Genomic DNA, 20,876 nt, shown 5'->3' on the forward strand with positions numbered 1-20,876 from the left:
AAATGTAAGGGACTACCATGAATTACTTCCGCTTGTTGTTAGCGGCAGCCGCCCTGAGCCTGCCTGCTGCACCCGCCGTTGCTGCTGCCGCGCCTGCCCCCGTTGAAGCCAGCGCACCCGCCGAAACGGCGGAACACTTTCTGACGTCACTCAAGCAAAAGACCGGCACGGTCACCCTGCCCAGCGGCATTGCCACCCTCAAGCTCAACGACGAGTTCTACTACCTCGACCCTGCCGATACCGAGCGTCTGCTGACCGACGGCTGGGGTAACCCGCCGGGCTTCAAGACCCTGGGCATGATCGTGCCCAAAGCCGTCAGCCCGTTGTCGGAACGCGGCTGGGGCGTGATCGTGAGCTACAAGGCTGATGGGCATATTTCCGACGAAGATGCGGCAAAAATCGACTACGCCGACCTGCTCAAGCAGATGCAGGAAGAAGATGAAGCAGAGAACCAGGAGCGCCAGAAACAAGGCTACGCCGGCCTGCATCTGCTGGGCTGGGCCGAGCCGCCACACTACGACGACACCACCCACAAGATGTACTGGGCCCGCGAACTGAAGGCCGACGACGCCGACCAGACCACCCTCAACTACAGCATCCGCGTGTTGGGCCGTGAAGGGGTGCTGGAACTCAATGCCGTCGCCGCCATGGCCGACCTGGCCACCATCAAACAGGAACTGCCCAAGGTCCTGGCTTTTACCAACTTCACCGACGGCAACCTCTATACCGACTTCAACCCGAAAACCGACAAGCTCGCCACTTACGGCCTCGCCGCGTTGGTTGCCGGCGGGATTGCCGCCAAGGCCGGGCTATTTGCCAAGATCGGTATCTTCCTGCTTGCCGCGAAGAAGTTTCTGGTGATCGGTGTGGTGGCGCTGCTCGCCCTGATTCGCAAGCTGTTCAACCGCAACAAGGCCTGAACCCCAGACACCAAAACGCCGCAGCGTGCCCGGCACACTGCGGCGTTTTGGCGGATGACTCAGTTAGGCGCGGCCAGGCGACTGTATTGATCCTGGCTGATCCAACCACTGAACGAGCGGTCCTCGGCATTGATGAATTCGACCTGGGCCCAGCCGTCCTTGAAGGCCAGCACACCGACCACATCGCGCTTGACGATATACGGACGCTTGGCCGCCTTGGCGCCTGGGGTTTTCAGCAGGTAAGCCTTGTCGGCAGAGACCGTCACCAGGCCGATCCATTTTTTGCTGGCGGTCTGGGTCAGGTCCAGGCCGGTGGCAATCTCCGGCATCAGCACATTCATGCAGCCTGGGTGCTGGCGGCCCTCTTCCACCGTCAGGGTGACGCCATCGGACGAAGGCGCCACGCTGCCGGGATGAGCCTCATCGAGCCAAGTGGTGAGCGCCTCAGGCTTGCCTTGCAGATAAAACGCGCAACTGCGGGTGACGCCCTCGCCCATGGCTTCCGAATAGAACCCTTCGACCTGATGCTCCGGCGTCACTGCCAGCATCAGCCCTTCGTACTTGCCCGAATGCAACCCAGCCGAACCGGCCAAGGCAGAGCCCACGGCGCACAACGACAACACACCGATTGCTAGAAAACGGATCATCCTATTTTTTCCCTTCAAGTTTTTCGTAGGCTTTCTGCATAAGGACGTCGTAGTTGCCGTAGTCCTCGCCGTTATAGTTACGCGCCATGCCGGTAAAGTCCTTGGCTTTCATGGCCTTCATCAATGCCGGGCTCTTGCTGCAAAAGCCCAGGAACGCTTTTAGTTGGTTGCCGGCATTCACTTTTAATGCTGCCGAAAACTCAAACACCGTCTTGTAACCGCACGAGGCAAAGTTGAAGCCCATGATCTGGAACATGCCCCACGAAGCCGACATGAGTGCCGCTTCCTGATCCAGAGCAAACGCAGTGGCCATGGTTTCCCACGCCTTGGTCTGGTCCTTGTTGTTGGTCTGCCACTGCGGCCCGGCCTTTTTCTTGTAGGGGTAGGACAGCAGCGGATGCGCCTGGTCGTAGATGTGCTTGGTGTACTTGCGAAACAAGTGCCCTTCAAACGCGATCACCGGCAACTTGGCCGGGCCGAACCCCGAACGCCCACCGGACTCGACGGTGGCGAAGGCCTTGATGATATTCACCGAAATACCGCTGCCTAACTGCGTGGCAGCGTTCTGGAAGTCCGTTTCGCTGAGGGTCATGCCCCCGTCGCACGTGGCCTGGAGCATTAATTGCCGGTTACGCCGCTCGGCCTCGATCATCGCGCGCATGCGCTCCAGGTACACATTGACTGTGGCCTGCACCGCATCGCCCTGGTTGTTGCCAAAGGCGTTGAGAAAAGTGGGAATACGCATTGCCGGAAAGGCCTTCACCGGCACTTTCACCGCTTCCTCGATCAGGCTGTTGAAGGTGCGACCGGTGGGATCGATCACGCCATCGGGGTGGGCGTATTTGAGATGGCGGAACTGGTACTGGCTGATGCACTGCACCAACTGGCCGTCGCATTTACCGTTTTCGGCCAGCGGGAAACCCATCTTGGGAATGATCAGATTGAATAAATACTGGATGCACTGCACATCGGCGGGCAAGTTGCGGGCTTTACCCGGAGCGCCTACCGAAGCACTGATAAGACGAGGTAAACCTTGCAGGCTTTTCATCACAGACATCCTTGTTAGTTAAAGAAGTGATAGCACTTCAATATCAAGTCGGCGCCATTGTCATATTCTGAAACAAGTGGCCGGCGGAAACTAACAAGGCGGTTTGGGGTTGTCCAGAGAAGGCTTGGAAAGTTGTGAAACAGCCGTCATCGACTGCGCAATAAAAAATCGGCAGTTGACTGGAAATAAGTCATTTGGATTTGAAGCGAAGGGGGTATTGCAAGGAAGAGCGTTATGGAGGCAACCCCACCAGCCACACCCCGGCACACAATGTTCCCGCTGTGGCTGCTGCCTTCCGGCTCTGACCAGGTTCACGGGTAATCGTTGCGGGGGGACCGATGGGGTCACCATAACGACGCTGGCCTCTCGGCAAGCGGGGCCATTGTACCGATCTCATCGGAAGTTACAACCGTTGGTGACGGATTAAAAATATGAAGGGGTTCAAGCACTTGCCATGGCCGTCAGCATCTACGCCATCCCCTTTGGGAGGGGACTTGCCCCGATAGCGGTCTGCCAGCCAATAAATCAGTGACTGACCCACCGCTATCAGGGGCAAGCCCCCCTCGCACATTGGTTCATCATTGTGCCTGCAACACCTCATCCGCCCGACCACCCTCTTCCTGGATGACCAGGTGAATAAAGTGCAGCTTGGCAATCACCGCCGGTGGCAGCACGAACGGGTAAAAATCGGGCTGGCCCATGGCGCGGGACAGCTCATTGAGCATGCCGGCCAGTTCGATCCAGGCGTTGACGAAGGACAGGAATGCCACGCCGCCGGGATGTTCAGGGTCGTAGAGCGTGGTGAGGGGGAATGGCTGGTAATCCAGGTCCATCTCACGGGCGCTCATGCCAAAGCCCAGGGCGGTGTCGACGGCGTCCATCATGTGCAGGTAGTGGGCCCAGGTTTCGGCCCAGTCTTCCCAGGGGTGCATGGTGGCGTAGGCACTGACGCAGGTTTGCTGCCAGTCGGGGCGTGGGCCGTTCTGGTAGTGCTGGTCAAGGGCGTCGGCGTAACTGGCGCGTTCGTCGCCGAACACCTGGCGAAAAGGCTCCAGCCAGTGGCTGTTGGCGATCAGGCGGTCCCAGTAATAGTGGCCGACCTCATGGCGAAAATGGCCCAGCAAGGTGCGGTAGGGTTCGCGCATCTGCACCCGGATTTTTTCGCGGTGGGCGTCGTCGGCTTCCTTGATGTCAAGGGTGATCAGGCCGTTGGCATGCCCGGTCATGGGCGCGTTGCCTTCCAGGTCGATGCCGACGAAGTCGAACGCCAGACCAATGTCCTCGTCGACGCTTTTGGGCACCACTTGCAGGCCCAGGCTGATCAACTGCGCCACCAGCCGACGCTTGGCGGTCTCCACCTTGCGCCAGCGCTCGGGGTTCTCCGGGATCGACAGGTCGGGAATGGTGCGGTTGAGGCTGCACGCCACACACAGCGGCGCAGTGCTGTGGGCGGGAATCAGCCAGTTGCAGGCCGCCGCGGTGTCGAGGTTGGCACAACGGCGAAAAGCGCCGGCGTCGAGGTTGTCGTCTTGCAGCCAGGTGCCTTCCACGGGCCCAGGCTGCAAGGAGGACAAGCGGCTTTGCTGCGGCTGATGACCCAGCAGCGCGTGGCAAGCCAGGCACTGGCTGTTGCGAAAGAACAGCGCCTGCCCGCACCGACACTGCCACACCTTGCTGTTGCGCGAGGTTTCGGCCATGAACGGTGCGGCGATGCGCGAACTGAGTTGCTCGAAGTAGCGGAACATGGCGATCTCTCTCTGGGTGACTGAGACTAGATCATTTCGGACTCAGGATCGTTCCACTTTCTTCAGGGGCTGCGTCCCAGCGCGGCGAGGGGCCAAGCCCGCTCACCACAGGCGCCGCGTCAGACCGAAATATTGTGTTTGGCAAGGAACGCGACAAAGGCCTCTTCGTCCAGCACTTTCAAGCCCAGTTCGCTGGCCTTGGCCAACTTGGAGCCGGCACCCGGCCCAGCCACCACGCAATGGGTCTTCGCCGACACGGAACCGGCCACCTTGGCGCCGAGGCTTTCGAGCTTGTCCTTGGCCACGTCGCGGCTCATCAGTTCCAGAGAGCCGGTGAGCACCCAGGTATGCCCCGCTTCGGGCAGGCCTTCGACCACCTTCTTCTCGCTCTGCCAGTGCATGCCGAAGTCCTTGAGCTGCTGCTCAATCGCCACGGCGCGGCTGGCGTTGTCCGGGTTATCAAAGAAGTCGCGCACAGCCTTGGCCTGCTTCTCCGGCAGCGCCTGGCGCATGTCGAGCCAGTCCGCCTTGATCACGCCCTCCAGGCTGCCGAACTTATCCGCAAGTTTCTGCGCAGCGCCAGGGCCCACGGAGGGTACGTGCAGCTTGTCCAAGAAGCCGCCCAAAGTGGTACTGGCGGCGAACTCGGCGCTCAGCTCACCCTGATCCTGCAATTGCAGGCCGCATTCATCCGGCGACAACAGCGCGCCGATCACGTCCTGGTTGTGGCGGTCTTCAAAGAAGCTGTGGATCTCGTGTGCCACTTCCAGGCCCACATCCGGCAAGTACGTCAGCACTTCCGGCAAGGCCTTCTGCACGCGCTCAAGGGACGCCAGGGAGCGCGCCAGCACCTTGGCGGTCTCTTCGCCCACATCGGGAATGCCCAGTGCGTAGATAAAGCGCGCCAGGGTCGGGGTCCTGCTGTTTTCGATGGCAGTGATCAGTTTCTTGCTGGAGATATCGGCAAAGCCTTCCAGGTCGATGATCTGCTCGTATTTGAGTTTGTAGAGGTCGGCCGGCGAACCGATGAGTTTTTCATCCACCAGTTGCTCGATGGTTTTGTCACCGAGCCCGTCGATGTCCATGGCCCGGCGCGAGACGAAATGGATAATCGCCTGCTTGAGTTGCGCACCACACGCCAGGCGCCCGACGCAGCGGTACACCGCGCCTTCGCTGACGGTTTCCTTGCCCTTGCTGCGCTTGACCAGTTGCGTGCGCTCCACATGGGAGCCGCACACCGGGCAGCTTTCGGGGATCTGCACCGCACGGGCGTGTTCCGGGCGGCGCTCGGTGACCACAGAGACCACCTGCGGGATGACATCCCCGGCACGCCGGATGATCACGGTGTCGCCGATCATCAGGCCCAGGCGCGCCACTTCATCCATGTTGTGCAGGGTGGCGTTGGACACGGTGACGCCCGCCACCTTGACCGGTTTCAAGCGCGCCACTGGGGTTACGGCGCCGGTGCGGCCGACCTGGAATTCCACGTCGAGCAGTTCGGTAAGTTCTTCCATGGCCGGGAATTTATGCGCGATGGCCCAGCGCGGTTCGCGGGCGCGGAAGCCCAGTTCACGTTGCGAGGCAATGCTGTTGACCTTGAACACCACGCCGTCGATTTCATACGGCAGGCTGTTACGTCGCTCGCCGATATCGCGGTAGTAATCCAGGCAATCCTGAATACCCTTGGCCAGCTTCAGCTCATGACTGATGGGCATGCCCCATTTCTGCAACTGCTGCAGGTTGCCGATATGGGTATCGCTGATGTCGGTGGTCACGCCATAGCAGCAGAATTCCAACGGACGGCTGGCGGTGATCTTCGAATCCAACTGGCGCAGGCTGCCGGCCGCAGCATTGCGCGGGTTGGCGAAGGTCTTGCCGCCGACCTCCAGTTGCGAGGCGTTGAGCCGCTCGAAGCCGGCCTTGGACATGAACACTTCGCCACGTACTTCCAGGGACGCCGGCCAGCCGCTGCCCTGCAGTTTCAGCGGGATATTGCGCACGGTGCGCACGTTGACGCTGATGTCTTCGCCGGTAGTGCCGTCGCCTCGGGTAGCGCCGCGCACCAACTCGCCGTCCTGATAAAGCAGACTGACCGCCAGGCCATCGAGCTTGGGCTCGCAGCTGTACTCCACCGCCGCGCCACCGCCAAACAGATCGCCCACCGGCAGGTCGAGGCCTTCGGTGACCCGGCGATCAAACTCCAGCATGGTGGTTTCATCAAACGCGTTGCCCAGGCTGAGCATCGGGATCTCGTGGCGTACCTGGGTGAAGGCGGACAACGCCGCACTGCCGACCCGCTGCGTCGGCGAATCCCGCGTCACCAGGTCCGGATGCTCGGCCTCCAGGGCCTTGAGCTCGTGGAACAGCCGGTCGTACTCGGCGTCCGGAATGCTCGGCTCGTCGAGGACGTGGTAACGGTAGTTGTGCTGATCCAGTTCAGCGCGCAGTTCGAGGATGCGGGTGTGGGCGGCGGTCATGGGTGTTCTCTCATAAAGCAAAAGAGCAGCCGAAGCTGCTCAAATGTTGGTGCGCTTATTCTAATGACAACGCTGGAAACCAATCCTCAGCGTTTCTGTGTCAGGGCGCGACGCTCGAACTCGACGATGCGCTGACGGTAGTGTTCGATGGTCTGCGCGGTCAGGACGCTGCGTTGGTCGTCCTTAAGCTCGCCGTTGAGCTCCTGGGACAGCTTGCGGGCGGCGGCCACCATCACGTCGAACGCTTGTTTCGGGTGACGCGGGCCCGGCAGGCCGAGGAAGAAGCTTACGGCCGGGGTGCTGAACAGGTCGATGTCGTCCAAGTCGAAGGTGCCTGGCTTGACCGCGTTGGCCATGGAGAACAGCACTTCGCCGTTGCCAGCCATGCTTTCGTGGCGGTGGAAAATATCCATCTCGCCAAAGCGCAGGCCGCTTTCGAGGATGTTCTGCAGCAGGGCCGGGCCCTTGAAGCCGGCGGCGTCGCGGCAGATCACGCTGATCACCAGCACTTCTTCGGCGGCCGGCTGATCGTTGACCGACTGGCGCGGCGCGTTCTTACCGGCGTTTTCATCCGGGAAGTCATCGTCACGGCTGCTGAAGCTCGGACCTTCATCCACATCGAGGTTGAGGTCACCCTGATGGGGTTCGGCAACGCCGGCGCTGGCACGTTTGCCACGCTTGGAAGAGGGTTCACGGGCTTCACGCAAAGGCGCGCTCATGGATGGCAGGTCATGCTCGTCCAGTTGCGGCTCTTTATGGGTATCCAGCACACGGGGCGGCCCCAGCAATTCGGCGCTGCCGTCGTCGTCGGGCAAGTTGGACAGGTTGCGGTCCAGACGGAATTTGAGCTTGCCCTTGCCACCGCGCATGCGGCGCCAGCCATCAAAAAGAATACCGGCAATGACAATTATGCCGATGACGATCAGCCACTCGCGCAGACCGATTTCCATGTAATCCCGTGCCTCTAATAAAAAATGCTGAAAAATAAGGGGTTTAGCACCGTGCAAACCGCTTTAAAACGTGGCGCCAACTCTATGTTCTGACTGACGTTTTGCCCACGCATACGAAAAATTGACATTAAACTAGCACGACCAAAGATAACTTTACACCGTCTGTCAAAATGCCTTGAACAAATATGTCCATTTGCCACTTTCGTCAGACCGGTAAATCGCCCTACAGCGCGCTAGGATTTTTCTGTGCTGCCAGGGCTTAGGATTCCACCATCGCCATCGCTTCTTCCACATCCACCGCAACCAATCGTGAACAGCCCGGCTCATGCATTGTCACCCCCATCAACTGATCAGCCATTTCCATGGCGATCTTGTTGTGGGTGATATAGATGAATTGCACCGTCTGGGACATCTCTTTGACCAGTCGTGCATAGCGTCCAACGTTAGCGTCATCCAGCGGAGCGTCAACTTCATCGAGCATGCAGAACGGCGCCGGATTCAACTTGAAGATGGCAAATACCAGGGCCAATGCGGTCAGGGCTTTTTCGCCGCCGGACAACAAATGGATAGTGCTGTTCTTCTTACCCGGAGGCCGCGCCATGATCGTTACCCCTGTATCGAGTAGATCTTCGCCAGTCAGTTCCAAGTAAGCGCTGCCACCACCGAAAACTTTCGGGAATAACGCCTGTAAACCGCCATTAATCTGATCAAAGGTATCTTTGAAGCGGTTGCGGGTTTCCTTGTCGATCTTGCGGATCACGTTTTCCAGGGTGTCCAGGGCTTCCACCAGATCGGCGTCCTGGGCATCCAGATAACGTTTGCGCTCGGACTGCTGCTGGTATTCATCGATGGCGGCGAGGTTGATCGCGCCAAGTCGCTGGATACGTGCGGCAATCCGTTCAAGTTCTTCTTCGGCTTCTTTCTCGTTGGCCTGGGCGGTCAAGGTGTTGAGCACGCCATGCAAGTCGTAGCCGTCTTCGAGCAACTGGTCTTGCAGGGTCTTGCGGCGCACGGTCAGGGCTTGCCATTCCATGCGCTGTTGCTCGAGCTGGCCGCGAATCAGCTGGGATTGCTGCTCGGCCTGGGTCCGGCGTTTTTCTGCATCGCGCAGTTCGCGGTCGGCGTCTTCGAGGGCGATCTGTGCGGTCTTGAGTTCTTCGTCGACGGTCATGCGCTTGTCGAGCAATTCTTCAAGCTTGAGGCGCAACTCTTCCAGCGGTGCTTCGCCCTCCTCCAGGTTGAGGCTCAGTTGCTCGCGCTTTTCGGTCAGGCGCTCGGACTGCATCTCCAGGCGCTCAAGGGCCTGGGCCGTGGACGCGTGCTGGGCCTTGAGCGAACCCAGGCGCACTGCCAACTGATGGGCGTGATCCTTGTGCTGCCGCGCTTCCTGGCGCACGCGGTCGAGGCGCTCGCGCAGGCTGTCGCGCTGAGCCAGCAGCAGTTCGCGCTGCTCGGTGTCCAGGGCCATGCTGTCGAGGGCTTCCTGCAATTGCAGGCGCGCTTCGCCGATCTGTTCGTGCTCCAGGGCGCGCTGCTCGCCCATCTCGGCCACTTCCTCGTCGAGGCGGGTGCGACGCAGGGTCAGTTGCTCGGCCTTGGCCTTGCTCGCAGAGAGCTGCGCTTTCAATTCGCCTTGCTGGCGCGCTTCGTCCTGCAACAGGCGGCGCAGGTGTTCACGACCGGTCTCTTGCTGGCGCTGGGTGGCGCGCACGGTTTGCAGTTCGGTTTCGAGGCTTTCCAGGGTAGCTTCGCGCTCTTCACGCTCGGCGATCAGCTTGACGATTTCCTGGCCACGGGCCAGAACGCCGCTTTCCGCTTCGCTGGCGCGGCGCACCCGCAGGAAGTGGCGGCCGACCCAGTAACCGTCGCGGCTGATCAGGCTTTCGCCGCCAGCCAGTTGACCACGCTGGGCCAGGGCCTGCTCCAGGGAATCCACCGGCCTGACCTGGCCCAGCCACGGCGACAGGTCAATCGCCGCCTCGACCTTGTCCAACAGGCTGCCCGGCACTCGCGTGCCATCAGCGGCGGGGCTGAGCAGACGCAGATCACCCTGGGCAAAACCGGCCAGGTCAAAGCCGCCAAAATCATCCACCAGTACGGCTTGCAGGTCGGCGCCTAAAACGGTCTCTACCGCCAGCTCCCAACCGAATTCAACTTTCAAGCCTTCGGCCAAACGCGGACGCTCGGCCAGGTGCTGATCACGCAGCCATTCGGCAGTGCCGGTGCCTGGGTCCAACGCCGCTTGCTGCAAGGCTTCAAGGGACGCCAGCCGGCCATTGAGCCGCTGCAAATCGCCCTGGGCCTGCTGCTGGGACTGGGTCGCCTGCTGCAGCTGCTGACGCAGTTGCTCCAGGCGCTCCACTTGTTGTTCTTCGCTGGCTTCCAGCTCTTCCAGGGTCATTTCGCTTTCGGCCAGTTGCTCGCTCAGCTCCATGATCGCCGCGTCTTCAGGGTCGGCGGCGAGCAGCACGCGCTCTTCCTGCAGACGACGCTGGCGCTCGGCCAGGCGTTCCATGCTGGTTTCCAGTTGCTGGATGCGCGACTGCTGCACCTCGGCCTGGCGCCGCGGTTCGGCGGATTGCAGGTTGAAGGCGTCCCACTGCTCCTGCCAACCGTGCATGGTGGTTTCGGATTCTTCCAGCGCAGCGGCGGCCTCTTCGGCGGCGGCGTTGGTGATTTCCTGCTCGGGGGTGAGCATGTCCAGCTCTTCACCCAATGTCAGCAGCAAGGTGCGGTCGTGGCCCAGGTGCGATTCGGTTTCCAGGCGCGCGCGTTCGGCTTCCTTCAAATCGTCCTGCAACTGGCGCAAGCGCTGCTGGCCGTGCTGGATGCTTTGCTCGACCCGGGCAATATCGCCGCCCACCGAGTAGAAGCGGCCCTGCACCAGATTGAAGCGTTCGGACAGGTCATGGTGCCCGTCGCGCAGGCGCTCGATGGCGGCGTCGGCATTGCGCTGCTCGGCCACCAACGCTTCAAAGCTGATTTCCTGGGTGCCGATAATCGCTTCGCGCTGGCCCACCTGTTCATTCAGCGCCTGCCAACGCAGGGCCGACAGTTGCGCCTTCAACTGGCGCTCTTCGCCCTTGTATTCCTGATACTTCTCGGCGGCCTGGGCCTGGCGGTGCAAGCGCTCCAACTGGCGCTCCAGCTCTTCGCGCAGGTCGGTGAGGCGGGCGAGGTTTTCATGGGTGCGGCGGATACGGTTTTCGGTCTCGCGGCGGCGCTCCTTGTACTTGGAGATGCCGGCCGCTTCCTCGATAAAGTTGCGCAGGTCTTCGGGCTTGGCTTCGATCAGCTTGGAGATCATGCCCTGTTCGATGATCGAATAGCTGCGCGGGCCCAGGCCGGTACCGAGGAAGATGTCGGTAATGTCCCGGCGTCGGCATTTGGTGCCGTTGAGGAAGTAACTGTTCTGGCTGTCGCGCGTCACCTTGCGGCGGATGGAGATTTCCGCGTAGGCCGCGTATTCGCCGATCAGGGTGCCGTCGGAGTTGTCGAACACCAGTTCGATGCTGGCCTGGCTCACTGGCTTGCGGCTGGTGGAGCCGTTGAAGATGACATCGGTCATCGACTCGCCACGCAGGTTTTTTGCCGAGCTCTCGCCCATCACCCAGCGTACGGCGTCGATGATGTTCGACTTGCCGCAGCCATTGGGCCCGACCACTGCCGCCATGTTACTGGGGAAGTTCACCGTGGTCGGGTCGACGAAGGATTTGAACCCCGCCAGTTTGATGCACTTGAGCCGCACGTTTAGGCGTCCGCCAACGCTGCGATGACCAGCGAGCTGCTGCGCTCGCAGTAGGCCGACAACACCTGGCGAATCTGCAGCAGGTCACGGGCGAGCACGGCGGCGAGCAGTTGCTCGAACAGCGCCAGGTACTCGCTCATGGACGCCTTGCGCTGATCCAGGGCCAGGTAATAGGCGCGGTTCATCGCCGGCTGCAGGTTCTCGACGGTTTCCTGCAAATACGGGTTGTTGGCAAAGGGGTACGCGGCGCGCATCACATTGAAGCATTCTTCGACAAAGGCACGGATGTCCTGGCGCTCGAAATTGCTCACCAGGCGCTGCTGGATCTGCACGAACGGCGCCATGTCCGCCTGGGTCTGCCAGCCCTGGGCGACCGCATTGCCGAGCAGGATATACAGCTCGCTCATCAGCGTGCACAGGCTCTGCACCTTGTGCGCAGTCAGCTCGGTGACGTGGGCACCACGGCGCGGCAGGATCGCGATCAGGTGCCGGCGTTCGAGGATCAGCAAGGCTTCGCGCACGGAACCACGGCTGACATTGAGCGCCAGTGTGACTTTCTGTTCCTGGATCCGCTCCCCAGGCTTGAGATCGCCGCGAATGATACGTTCGGCGAGGTGGTGAGCGATTTGCTCGGCGAGACTGTCCGGCGCCTTGAACGTCATGTTTTCCCTTCAAAATCTTCTATCGGTACAAGCGCGGCAGTGTAGCGCATTGGCCCGCTGATGGCGCTACGCCCACGGTGGCGAATTTGGCATGAAATAAGCAGCACTGAAAACCCACACGCCCCCAAAAACGCCGGTTTCAGAAGACTGAACCATAATTGAAAGTGTTGCGATCGCAATTTCTTGACCTTCTGGTCAGAAAATCGTTGACCGAAAAGTCAGACATGACTAGATTCGGCGCAAAGCGGTTAACAACAATAATGAGTCTGCGAGGCCTTCCGTGATCCAGTTTTTACTTAACCAGGAACTCCGTAGCGAGCACGCCCTGGACCCCAATCTGACCGTGCTCAACTATCTGCGCGAGCATGTGGGCAAATCCGGCACCAAGGAAGGCTGCGCCAGCGGCGACTGCGGTGCGTGCACGGTGGTGGTGGGCGAGCTGCACACCGATCCGCAGGGCGCCGAGCAGATTCGTTATCGCAGCCTCAATTCCTGCCTGACGTTTGTGTCGTCGTTGCACGGCAAGCAACTGATCAGTGTCGAAGACCTCAAGCACCAGGGCCAACTGCACAGCGTTCAAAAAGCCATGGTCGAGTGCCACGGCTCACAATGCGGCTTTTGCACCCCCGGTTTTGTGATGTCGTTGTTCGCCCTGCAAAAGAACAGTGACGCTCCCGACAGCCAAAAGGCCCACGAAGCCCTGGCCGGCAACCTGTGCCGCTGCACCGGCTATCGCCCGATCCTCGCCGCCGCCGAACAGGCCTGCTGCAACAAGCCAGCGGACCAGTTCGACAGCCGCCAGGCCGAGACCATCGCCCGCCTCAAAGCCATCGCGCCGACGCAAACCGGTGAACTCAACAGCGGCGACAAACGCTGCCTGGTGCCCCTCACCGTTGCCGACCTCGCCGACCTCTACGATGCTTACCCCCAAGCTCGCCTACTGGCCGGCGGCACCGACCTGGCGCTGGAAGTCACCCAGTTCCACCGCACCCTGCCGGTGATGATCTATGTCGGCAACATTGAAGAGATGAAGCGCATCGAATCCTTCGACGACCGCCTGGAAATCGGTGCGGCCACTGCCCTCTCCGATTGCTACACCGCGCTGCACCACGAATACCCGGACTTCGGCGAGCTGCTGCACCGCTTCGCCTCCCTGCAGATCCGCAACCAGGGCACCCTGGGCGGCAATATCGGCAACGCCTCGCCCATCGGTGACTCGCCGCCACTGCTGATCGCCCTCGGCGCGCAGATCGTGCTGTGCAAGGGCGACGTACGCCGCACCTTGGCACTGGAAGACTACTTCATCGACTACCGCGTGACGGCGCGCCAGGACAGCGAGTTCATCGAGAAAATCATCGTGCCCAAGGGCCACGCGCTGTTCCGCGCCTACAAGGTTTCCAAGCGCCTGGACGATGATATTTCCGCCGTGTGTGCGGCCTTCAATCTGAAGATCGACAACGGTGTGATCAGCCAGGCCCGCGTCGCCTTCGGCGGCATGGCCGCCACGCCAAAACGTGCGAAAAGCTGCGAAGCCGTGTTGGTCGGCGCCACCTGGAACTCTGCCACCGTCGAGAAAGCCTGCGCCGCCCTCGCCGAGGATTTCACCCCGCTCTCGGACTTCCGAGCCAGCAAGGAATACCGCCTGCTCAGCGCGCAAAACCTGCTGCGCAAATACTTCATCGAACTGCAAACGCCGCACATCGAGACTCGGGTGACCGCTTATGTCTAACCATCACGCCGTGGAAAAAACCCAGGCCGAACTGGCCGCGCTGTTTGCCCAGGACCTGACCTCCGGGGTCGGCCGCAGCGTCAAGCATGACAGCGCCGCCAAGCACGTATCCGGTGAAGCGCAGTACATCGATGACCGCCTGGAATTCCCCAACCAATTGCACCTGTATGCGCGCATGTCCGACCGCGCCCATGCCCGGATCATCAGCATCGACACCGCGCCCTGCTACGCCTTCGACGGTGTGCGTATCGTCATCACCCACGAAGACGTGCCGGGCCTGAAAGACATCGGCCCGCTGCTGCCCGGCGATCCCTTGCTGGCCATCGACATGGTGCAGTTTGTCGGCCAGGTCGTTTTGGCCGTGGCTGCCCGCGACCTGGACACCGCACGCAAGGCCGCGATGGCCGCCGTGATCGAATACGAAGACCTGGAGCCCGTGCTGGATGTGGTCGAGGCCTTTCGCAACAAGCATTTCGTGCTTGACAGCCACACCCACCAACGCGGTGATTCGGCCGGCGCACTGGCGACCGCCAAGCACCGCATCCAGGGCACGCTGCATATCGGCGGCCAGGAACACTTCTACCTGGAAACCCAGATTTCCTCGGTGATGCCCACCGAAGACGGCGGCATGATCGTCTACTGCTCCACACAAAACCCCACCGAAGTGCAGAAGCTGGTGGCCGAAGTGCTGGACGTGTCGATGAACAAGATCGTCGTCGATATGCGCCGGATGGGCGGCGGTTTCGGCGGCAAGGAAACCCAGGCCGCCAGCCCGGCGTGCCTGTGCGCGGTGGTGGCACGTCTCACCGGCCAGCCGACCAAGATGCGCCTGCCGCGCGTCGAAGACATGCTGATGACCGGCAAGCGCCACCCCTTCTACGTCGAATACGACGTCGGCTTTGACGACAGCGGTCGCCTGCACGGCATCAACCTGGAGCTGGCCGGTAACTGCGGCTGCTCGCCGGACCTGTCCAACTCGATCGTCGACCGCGCGATGTTCCATGCCGACAACTCGTACTACCTGGGCGACGCCACGGTGAACGGCCATCGCTGCAAGACCAACACCGCGTCCAACACCGCCTATCGCGGCTTCGGTGGCCCGCAAGGCATGGTTGCCATCGAGGAAGTGATGGACGCCATCGCCCGCCATCTGGCACTGGACCCGCTGGCGGTGCGCAAGGCCAACTACTACGGCAAGACCGAGCGCAACGTCACCCACTACTACCAGACCGTCGAGCACAACATGCTCGAAGAGATGACCGCCGAACTTGAAGCCAGCAGCCAATACGCCGAGCGCCGCGAAGCGATCCGCCTGTACAACGCCCACAGCCCGATTCTGAAAAAAGGCCTGGCGCTGACCCCGGTGAAGTTCGGGATCTCGTTCACTGCCAGCTTCCTGAACCAGGCCGGTGCGCTGATCCACATCTACACCGACGGCAGCATCCACCTGAACCACGGCGGCACCGAGATGGGCCAGGGCTTGAACACCAAGGTCGCGCAAGTGGTGGCCGAAGTGTTCCAGGTGGACATCGACCGCGTGCAGATCACCGCCACCAATACCGACAAGGTGCCCAACACCTCGCCGACTGCTGCTTCCAGCGGTGCAGACCTGAACGGTAAGGCCGCCCAGAACGCCGCCGAAACCATCAAGCAACGCCTGGTGGAATTCGCCGCGCGCAAGTACGACGTGAGCGAAGCGGATGTGGAATTCCACAACGGTCATGTGCGCGTGCGCGAGCAGATCCTGACCTTCGAGGCGTTGATCCAACAGGCGTATTTCGCCCAGGTCTCGCTGTCGAGCACCGGTTTCTACAAGACCCCGAAAATCTTCTACGACCGCAGCCAGGCACGCGGTCGGCCGTTCTACTACTTCGCCTTCGGCGCGGCGTGCTGCGAAGTGATCGTCGACACCCTGACCGGCGAATACAAGATGCTGCGCACCGACATCCTCCACGACGTGGGCGCCTCACTGAACCCGGCCATCGACATCGGCCAGGTGGAAGGCGGCTTTATCCAGGGCATGGGCTGGCTGACCATGGAAGAGTTGGTGTGGAACAACAAGGGCAAGCTGATGACCAACGGCCCGGCCAGCTACAAGATCCCGGCGGTGGCCGACATGCCGCTGGACCTGCGCGTGAAGCTGGTGGAAAACCGCAAGAACCCGGAAGACACGGTGTTCCACTCCAAGGCCGTGGGTGAGCCGCCGTTCATGCTCGGGATTGCCTCGTGGTGCGCGATCAAGGATGCGGTGGCGAGCCTGGCTGATTATCGCCATCAGCCGAAGATCGATGCGCCGGCGACACCGGAGCGGGTGTTGTGGGGGTGTGAGCAGATGCGCAAGGTGCAGGCGGCGACAGCTGTCGAGACTGAAACTGAAATGGCTTCGCTCTAGACCGAGGCGCTGCCATCGGGAGCAAGCCCCCGATGACGGCCTGACAGACACCACAAGAGGTGACTATGAACAACTGGATCAGCGCCCTCGCCGACCTGCAAAACCAAGGCGAACCCTGTGTACTGGTGACCATCATCGAAGAGCTCGGCTCCACGCCGCGCAATGCCGGTTCGAAGATGGTGATCAGTGCCGCGCAGACCTTCGACACCATCGGTGGCGGACATCTGGAATACAAGGCCATGCAGCTCGCCCGCGACATGCTTGTGCGCGGCCAGCAGAACACCCATCTGGAGCGCTTCAGCCTCGGCGCTAGCCTGGGCCAGTGCTGCGGTGGCGTCACCGTGCTGCTGTTCGAACCCATGGTTCAGGTGCAGGCGCAGATTGCGGTGTTCGGCGCCGGCCATGTCGGCCGCGCGTTGGTGCCGTTGCTGGCGAGCCTGCCGTGTCGGGTGCGCTGGATCGATTCGCGCGAGCAGGAGTTTCCGGAACATATCCCCCAGGGCGTGCGTAAAATCGTCAGCGAAGAGCCGGTGGACGAAATTGCCGACCTGCCAGTGGGCAGTTACTGCATCGTCATGACCCACAATCACGCACTGGATCTGGAACTGTCTGCCGCCCTGCTCAAGCGCAGTGACTTTACCTACTTCGGCCTGATCGGCTCGAAAACCAAACGCGTCAAGTTCGAACACCGCCTGCGCGATCGCGGCTTCGACGCCGCGCAGTTGCTACGCATGCGCTGCCCCATGGGCCTAACCGAGGTGAAGGGCAAGTTGCCGGTGGAGATCGCCATCTCCATCGCCGGCGAAATCATCGCCACGTATAACGCCAATTTCGGCCAGCACACCGCGAGCGCCGAACCCATTGCCAAATTGCTGCCGGCCTCGCGCCGCAGCCAAGCTATCAATTGAGACGACCATGCCTTTGACTCGCAAAGCCTACCGTGCCGCCCTCCTGCACAGCATCGCCGACCCCGCTGAAGTTGGGATCGAAGCCTCCTACGAGTATTTCGAAGACGGCTTGCTGGTGATCGAAAACGGCCGGATCAGCGCCATTGGCCATGCCGGCGACCTGCTACCGACCCTGCCTGCCGACATCGACATCACCCATTACCAGGATGCGCTGATCACTCCCGGCCTGATTGACACCCATATCCACCTGCCGCAAACCGGCATGGTCGGCGCCTATGGCGAGCAGTTGCTGGACTGGCTCAACACCTACACCTTCCCGTGCGAAAGCCAGTTCGCCGACAAGGCCCACGCCGAGGAAGTCGCAGATATTTTCATCAAGGAACTGCTGCGCAACGGCACCACCACCGCGCTGGTGTTCGGCAGCGTGCATCCGCAGTCGGTGAACGCATTTTTCGAAGCGGCGGAAAAACTCGACCTGCGCATGATCGCCGGCAAAGTGATGATGGACCGCAACGCCCCGGACTACCTCACTGACACCGCTGAATCCGGCTACCAGGAAAGCAAGGCGCTGATCGAACGCTGGCATGGCAAGGGTCGCCTGCACTATGCGGTCACGCCGCGTTTTGCGCCGACCAGCACGCCGGAGCAATTGGCGTTGGCCGGGCAACTGCTGGGCGAGTACCCGGACCTGTACATGCAGACGCACATCAGTGAGAACAAGCAGGAAGTCGATTGGGTAAAGGAGCTGTTCCCAGAGCGCAACGGCTACCTGGACGTGTATGACCACTACAAGCTGCTGGGTGAGCGCTCGGTGTTTGCCCACGGCGTGCACCTGTGTGATGACGAATGCGCGCGGTTGGCGCAGACGGGATCGGCGGTGGCGTTCTGTCCGACCTCGAACCTGTTCCTCGGCAGCGGTCTGTTTAACCTGCCGATGGCCGAGAAACACAAACTCAACGTTGGCCTGGGCACGGATGTGGGCGGCGGCACCAGCTTCTCACTGCTGCAAACCCTCAACGAAGCCTACAAGGTCATGCAACTGCAGGGCGCGCGGTTGAGCCCGTTCAAGTCGTTGTACCTGGCCACCCTCGGCGGCGCTCGGGCGCTGCGCCTGGAAGACAAGATCGGCACGTTGCAGCCGGGCACCGATGCAGACTTTTTGGTGCTGGACTACAACGCCACGCCACTGCTGAGCTATCGCTTGAAGCAGGCCAATAACATTGCCGAGACGTTGTTTGTGCTGATGACACTGGGGGATGATCGGACGGTGTTGCAGACCTACGCTGCCGGCCAACTCGTGCACCAACGCTGATCTGCGCCACAACACAAAACAAATGTGGGAGGGGGCTTACTCCCGATAGCGGTGGATCAGGCACTTCATTCAGTGACTGACACTCTGCCATCGGGGGCAAGCCCCCTCCCACATTTTTTAATCGGGTTTACAGCTTGACTGAAGAACGCCCCGGCTTCTTGGTCTGCAACAGATGCGAGAACACCGCATGCAAATCATCCGACGCACTTTCCTCGTCGAGGTTGAGCTTGCTGTCGATGTGATCCATGTGATGCATCATCAAATTCACCGCCAGCGCCGCGTCCCTCGCTTCGATCGCGTCGATCAGTTGCGTGTGCTCATCGTAGGAGCAGTGCGAGCGGTTGCCGCTTTCGTACTGCGCGATGATCAACGAAGTCTGGGACACCAGGCTGCGCTGGAAGCTGATCAGCGGCGCGTTTTTCGCGGCTTCGGCCAGCTTGAGGTGGAACTCGCCGGAAAGACGGATACCCGCACCGCGATCGCCACGGGAGAAACTGTCGCGCTCGTCGTTGACCATCTGGCGCAGTTCGGCCAGTTGCTCAGCGGTGGCGTGCTGCACCGCCAACTCGGTGATCGCTCGCTCTACCAGGCGCCGGGCCAGGAACACCTGGCGCGCTTCTTCCACGCTAGGGCTCGCCACCACCGCGCCACGATTGGGCCGCAGTAACACCACGCCTTCATGGGCCAGGCGCGACAGCGCGCGGCGAATAATGGTGCGGCTCACGCCGAAGATTTCGCCCAGTGCCTCTTCGCTCAATTTGGTACCGGGTGCTAGGCGCTGTTCGAGGATCGCCTCGAAGATATGCGCGTAGACGATATCGTCCTGGGTTCCGCTGCGACCGGACTTACCGGCTCGCGGTTGTTTCTTGAGAGGTTGCAACTGTTCGTTCATGGGCACTCGGGTAGGGAGAACGGCGGCGAATTAACGGTAATACGGCAAATTCAAGGTAATACGGCAACATGGGGTCGCTGGCAAGTATCACCTAAAAACACGGCACATTGTACACAACCCACTGCGCCAACACACTGTACGGCTGTTTGCGGTGCCGTCTGTATTGCAATGAGTCGTTACGTTTGAGTTTAGGCTTGAATCTGCGCCGTCACCGGCAAAACCCAGGTAAAAGGAACACCTCTCCATGACCGACGCCACCCAAGCGCCCTTGCGCCCGCTGGCCGACACTTCTGCATCGGCCGTCGTCGCCGGCTTTATCGCCATGATGACCGGCTACACCAGTTCCCTGGTCCTGATGTTCCAGGCCGGTCAGGCGGCCGGCTTGACCACTGCGCAGATTTCGTCATGGATCTGGGCGATTTCCATTGGCATGGCGGTGTGCAGCATCGGCCTGTCCCTGCGCTATCGCACGCCGATCACCATTGCCTGGTCCACCCCCGGCGCGGCGCTGTTGATCACCAGCCTGGGCGGTGTGAGTTACGGCGAGGCCATCGGCGCCTACATTACCTGCGCGGTACTGGTGACACTCTGCGGGCTCACCGGCAGTTTTGAAAAACTGGTCAAGCGCATCCCTGCATCGTTGGCGGCGGCGTTGCTGGCAGGGATCCTGTTCAAGATCGGCAGCGAGATTTTCGTCGCCGCGCAGCATCGCACCGGCCTGGTACTGGGGATGTTTTTCACCTACCTGGTGATCAAGCGCCTGTCGCCACGCTATGCGGTGCTGGCGGCATTGGTGATCGGCACCCTGCTGTCGGGGCTGATGGGCTTGCTGGATTTCAGCGGCTTCCACCTGGAAGTGGCGACGCCGGTGTGGACCACGCCACACTTCTCGCTGGCGGCGACCATCAGCATCGGGATTCCGCTGTTCGTGGTAGCCATGACCTCGCAGAACATGCCCGGCGTCGCGGTACTGCGGGCCGACGGCTACAACGTGCCGGCCTCGCCGCTGATCACCGCCACCGGCCTGGCCTCGCTGGTGCTGGCACCGTTCGGTTCCCACGGTATCAACCTGGCCGCGATCAGCGCAGCGATCTGCACTGGGCCCCATGCCCATGAAGACCGCAACAAACGCTACACGGCGGCGGTGTGGTGCGGAGTGTTCTACGGCATTGCCGGGGTGTTCGGGGCCACACTGGCGGCACTGTTTGCAGCGCTGCCCAAGGAGCTGGTGCTGTCGATCGCGGCCTTGGCCTTGTTTGGCTCGATCATCAATGGCTTGAGTATCGCCATGAATGAGCCGAAGGAACGGGAAGCGGCGCTGATCACCTTTATGGTCACCGCGTCAGGCTTGACGTTGTTTTCCATCGGGTCGGCGTTCTGGGGAATTGTCGCGGGGGTGTTGACGCTGCTGATTCTGAACTGGCGCAAGGCATAAAAAAACGGCGA

14 protein-coding genes and 1 other RNA gene are annotated in these 20,876 nt (G+C 61.1%); 6 read left to right on the top strand and 9 right to left on the bottom strand.

Going from position 1 to position 20,876, the window contains the following annotated elements; translation table 11 throughout:
- The first annotated feature begins 17 nt into the window (after window positions 1-17).
- A complete protein-coding gene (locus J1G35_RS13095; RefSeq protein WP_223015162.1) occupies window positions 18-920 on the top strand; it encodes a DUF2167 domain-containing protein in 903 nt (300 codons plus the stop codon).
- Window positions 921-979: 59 nt separating this feature from the next.
- On the opposite strand, the gene J1G35_RS13100 is transcribed toward J1G35_RS13095, so the two are convergent.
- The 8 genes from J1G35_RS13100 to J1G35_RS13135 all read right to left on the bottom strand — a co-directional run bounded on the left by J1G35_RS13100 (window position 980) and on the right by J1G35_RS13135 (window position 12,197).
- On the bottom strand, window positions 980-1,567 hold the full coding sequence (locus tag J1G35_RS13100) for a hypothetical protein (RefSeq protein WP_223015163.1): 588 nt from the start codon (window positions 1,565-1,567) through the stop codon (window positions 980-982).
- Between the two features lies 1 nt (window position 1,568).
- The gene (locus J1G35_RS13105) at window positions 1,569-2,615 is read right to left on the bottom strand and encodes an N-acetylmuramidase family protein (RefSeq protein ID WP_053132868.1); all 1,047 of its coding nucleotides are present in this window, start codon (window positions 2,613-2,615) and stop codon (window positions 1,569-1,571) included.
- A 244-nt stretch (window positions 2,616-2,859) separates the two neighbouring features.
- Window positions 2,860-2,956: signal recognition particle sRNA small type (ffs, locus tag J1G35_RS13110), an RNA gene on the bottom strand.
- A 237-nt stretch (window positions 2,957-3,193) separates the two neighbouring features.
- Complete coding sequence (locus J1G35_RS13115) at window positions 3,194-4,360, bottom strand: putative zinc-binding metallopeptidase (protein WP_223015164.1); 1,167 nt, start codon at window positions 4,358-4,360, stop codon at window positions 3,194-3,196.
- A 119-nt stretch (window positions 4,361-4,479) separates the two neighbouring features.
- Complete coding sequence (ligA, locus tag J1G35_RS13120; protein WP_223015165.1) at window positions 4,480-6,837, bottom strand: NAD-dependent DNA ligase LigA; 2,358 nt, start codon at window positions 6,835-6,837, stop codon at window positions 4,480-4,482.
- Between the two features lie 86 nt (window positions 6,838-6,923).
- Complete coding sequence (gene zipA / locus J1G35_RS13125; protein ID WP_053132838.1) at window positions 6,924-7,787, bottom strand: cell division protein ZipA; 864 nt, start codon at window positions 7,785-7,787, stop codon at window positions 6,924-6,926.
- A 259-nt stretch (window positions 7,788-8,046) separates the two neighbouring features.
- The gene (gene smc, locus J1G35_RS13130; RefSeq protein ID WP_223015166.1) at window positions 8,047-11,535 is read right to left on the bottom strand and encodes a chromosome segregation protein SMC; all 3,489 of its coding nucleotides are present in this window, start codon (window positions 11,533-11,535) and stop codon (window positions 8,047-8,049) included.
- Window positions 11,536-11,537: 2 nt separating this feature from the next.
- Window positions 11,538-12,197: a GntR family transcriptional regulator gene (locus tag J1G35_RS13135; RefSeq protein WP_053132831.1), complete on the bottom strand. Its 660-nt coding sequence runs from the start codon at window positions 12,195-12,197 to the stop codon at window positions 11,538-11,540.
- A 280-nt stretch (window positions 12,198-12,477) separates the two neighbouring features.
- Between J1G35_RS13135 and xdhA the strand changes: the two genes are divergently transcribed.
- From xdhA to guaD, 4 genes are all read left to right on the top strand, one after another.
- Window positions 12,478-13,926 carry a xanthine dehydrogenase small subunit gene (gene xdhA / locus J1G35_RS13140; RefSeq protein ID WP_223015167.1) on the top strand — a complete coding sequence of 483 codons (1,449 nt, stop codon included), beginning with the start codon at window positions 12,478-12,480 and terminating at the stop codon, window positions 13,924-13,926.
- Complete coding sequence (xdhB, locus tag J1G35_RS13145; RefSeq protein WP_223015168.1) at window positions 13,919-16,318, top strand: xanthine dehydrogenase molybdopterin binding subunit; 2,400 nt, start codon at window positions 13,919-13,921, stop codon at window positions 16,316-16,318. Before xdhA ends, xdhB begins: the two co-directional genes overlap by 8 nt.
- A gap of 65 nt (window positions 16,319-16,383) precedes the next feature.
- Window positions 16,384-17,226 (top strand): xanthine dehydrogenase accessory protein XdhC, encoded by an 843-nt coding sequence (gene xdhC / locus J1G35_RS13150; RefSeq protein WP_223015169.1) that lies wholly within the window; start codon window positions 16,384-16,386, stop codon window positions 17,224-17,226.
- Between the two features lie 7 nt (window positions 17,227-17,233).
- Complete coding sequence (gene guaD / locus J1G35_RS13155; RefSeq protein WP_223015170.1) at window positions 17,234-18,538, top strand: guanine deaminase; 1,305 nt, start codon at window positions 17,234-17,236, stop codon at window positions 18,536-18,538.
- A gap of 127 nt (window positions 18,539-18,665) precedes the next feature.
- Here guaD and J1G35_RS13160 read toward each other — a convergent pair whose 3' ends face one another.
- Window positions 18,666-19,430 (bottom strand): GntR family transcriptional regulator, encoded by a 765-nt coding sequence (locus tag J1G35_RS13160; RefSeq protein WP_053132817.1) that lies wholly within the window; start codon window positions 19,428-19,430, stop codon window positions 18,666-18,668.
- 244 nt (window positions 19,431-19,674) lie between these two features.
- Here J1G35_RS13160 and J1G35_RS13165 point away from each other — a divergent pair, with 244 nt between their 5' ends.
- Complete coding sequence (locus tag J1G35_RS13165) at window positions 19,675-20,865, top strand: benzoate/H(+) symporter BenE family transporter (protein ID WP_053132814.1); 1,191 nt, start codon at window positions 19,675-19,677, stop codon at window positions 20,863-20,865.
- Window positions 20,866-20,876 lie beyond the last annotated feature (11 nt).

The sequence above is a fragment of the Pseudomonas sp. SH10-3B genome, from assembly GCF_019891415.1.
Taxonomy (GTDB): domain Bacteria; phylum Pseudomonadota; class Gammaproteobacteria; order Pseudomonadales; family Pseudomonadaceae; genus Aquipseudomonas.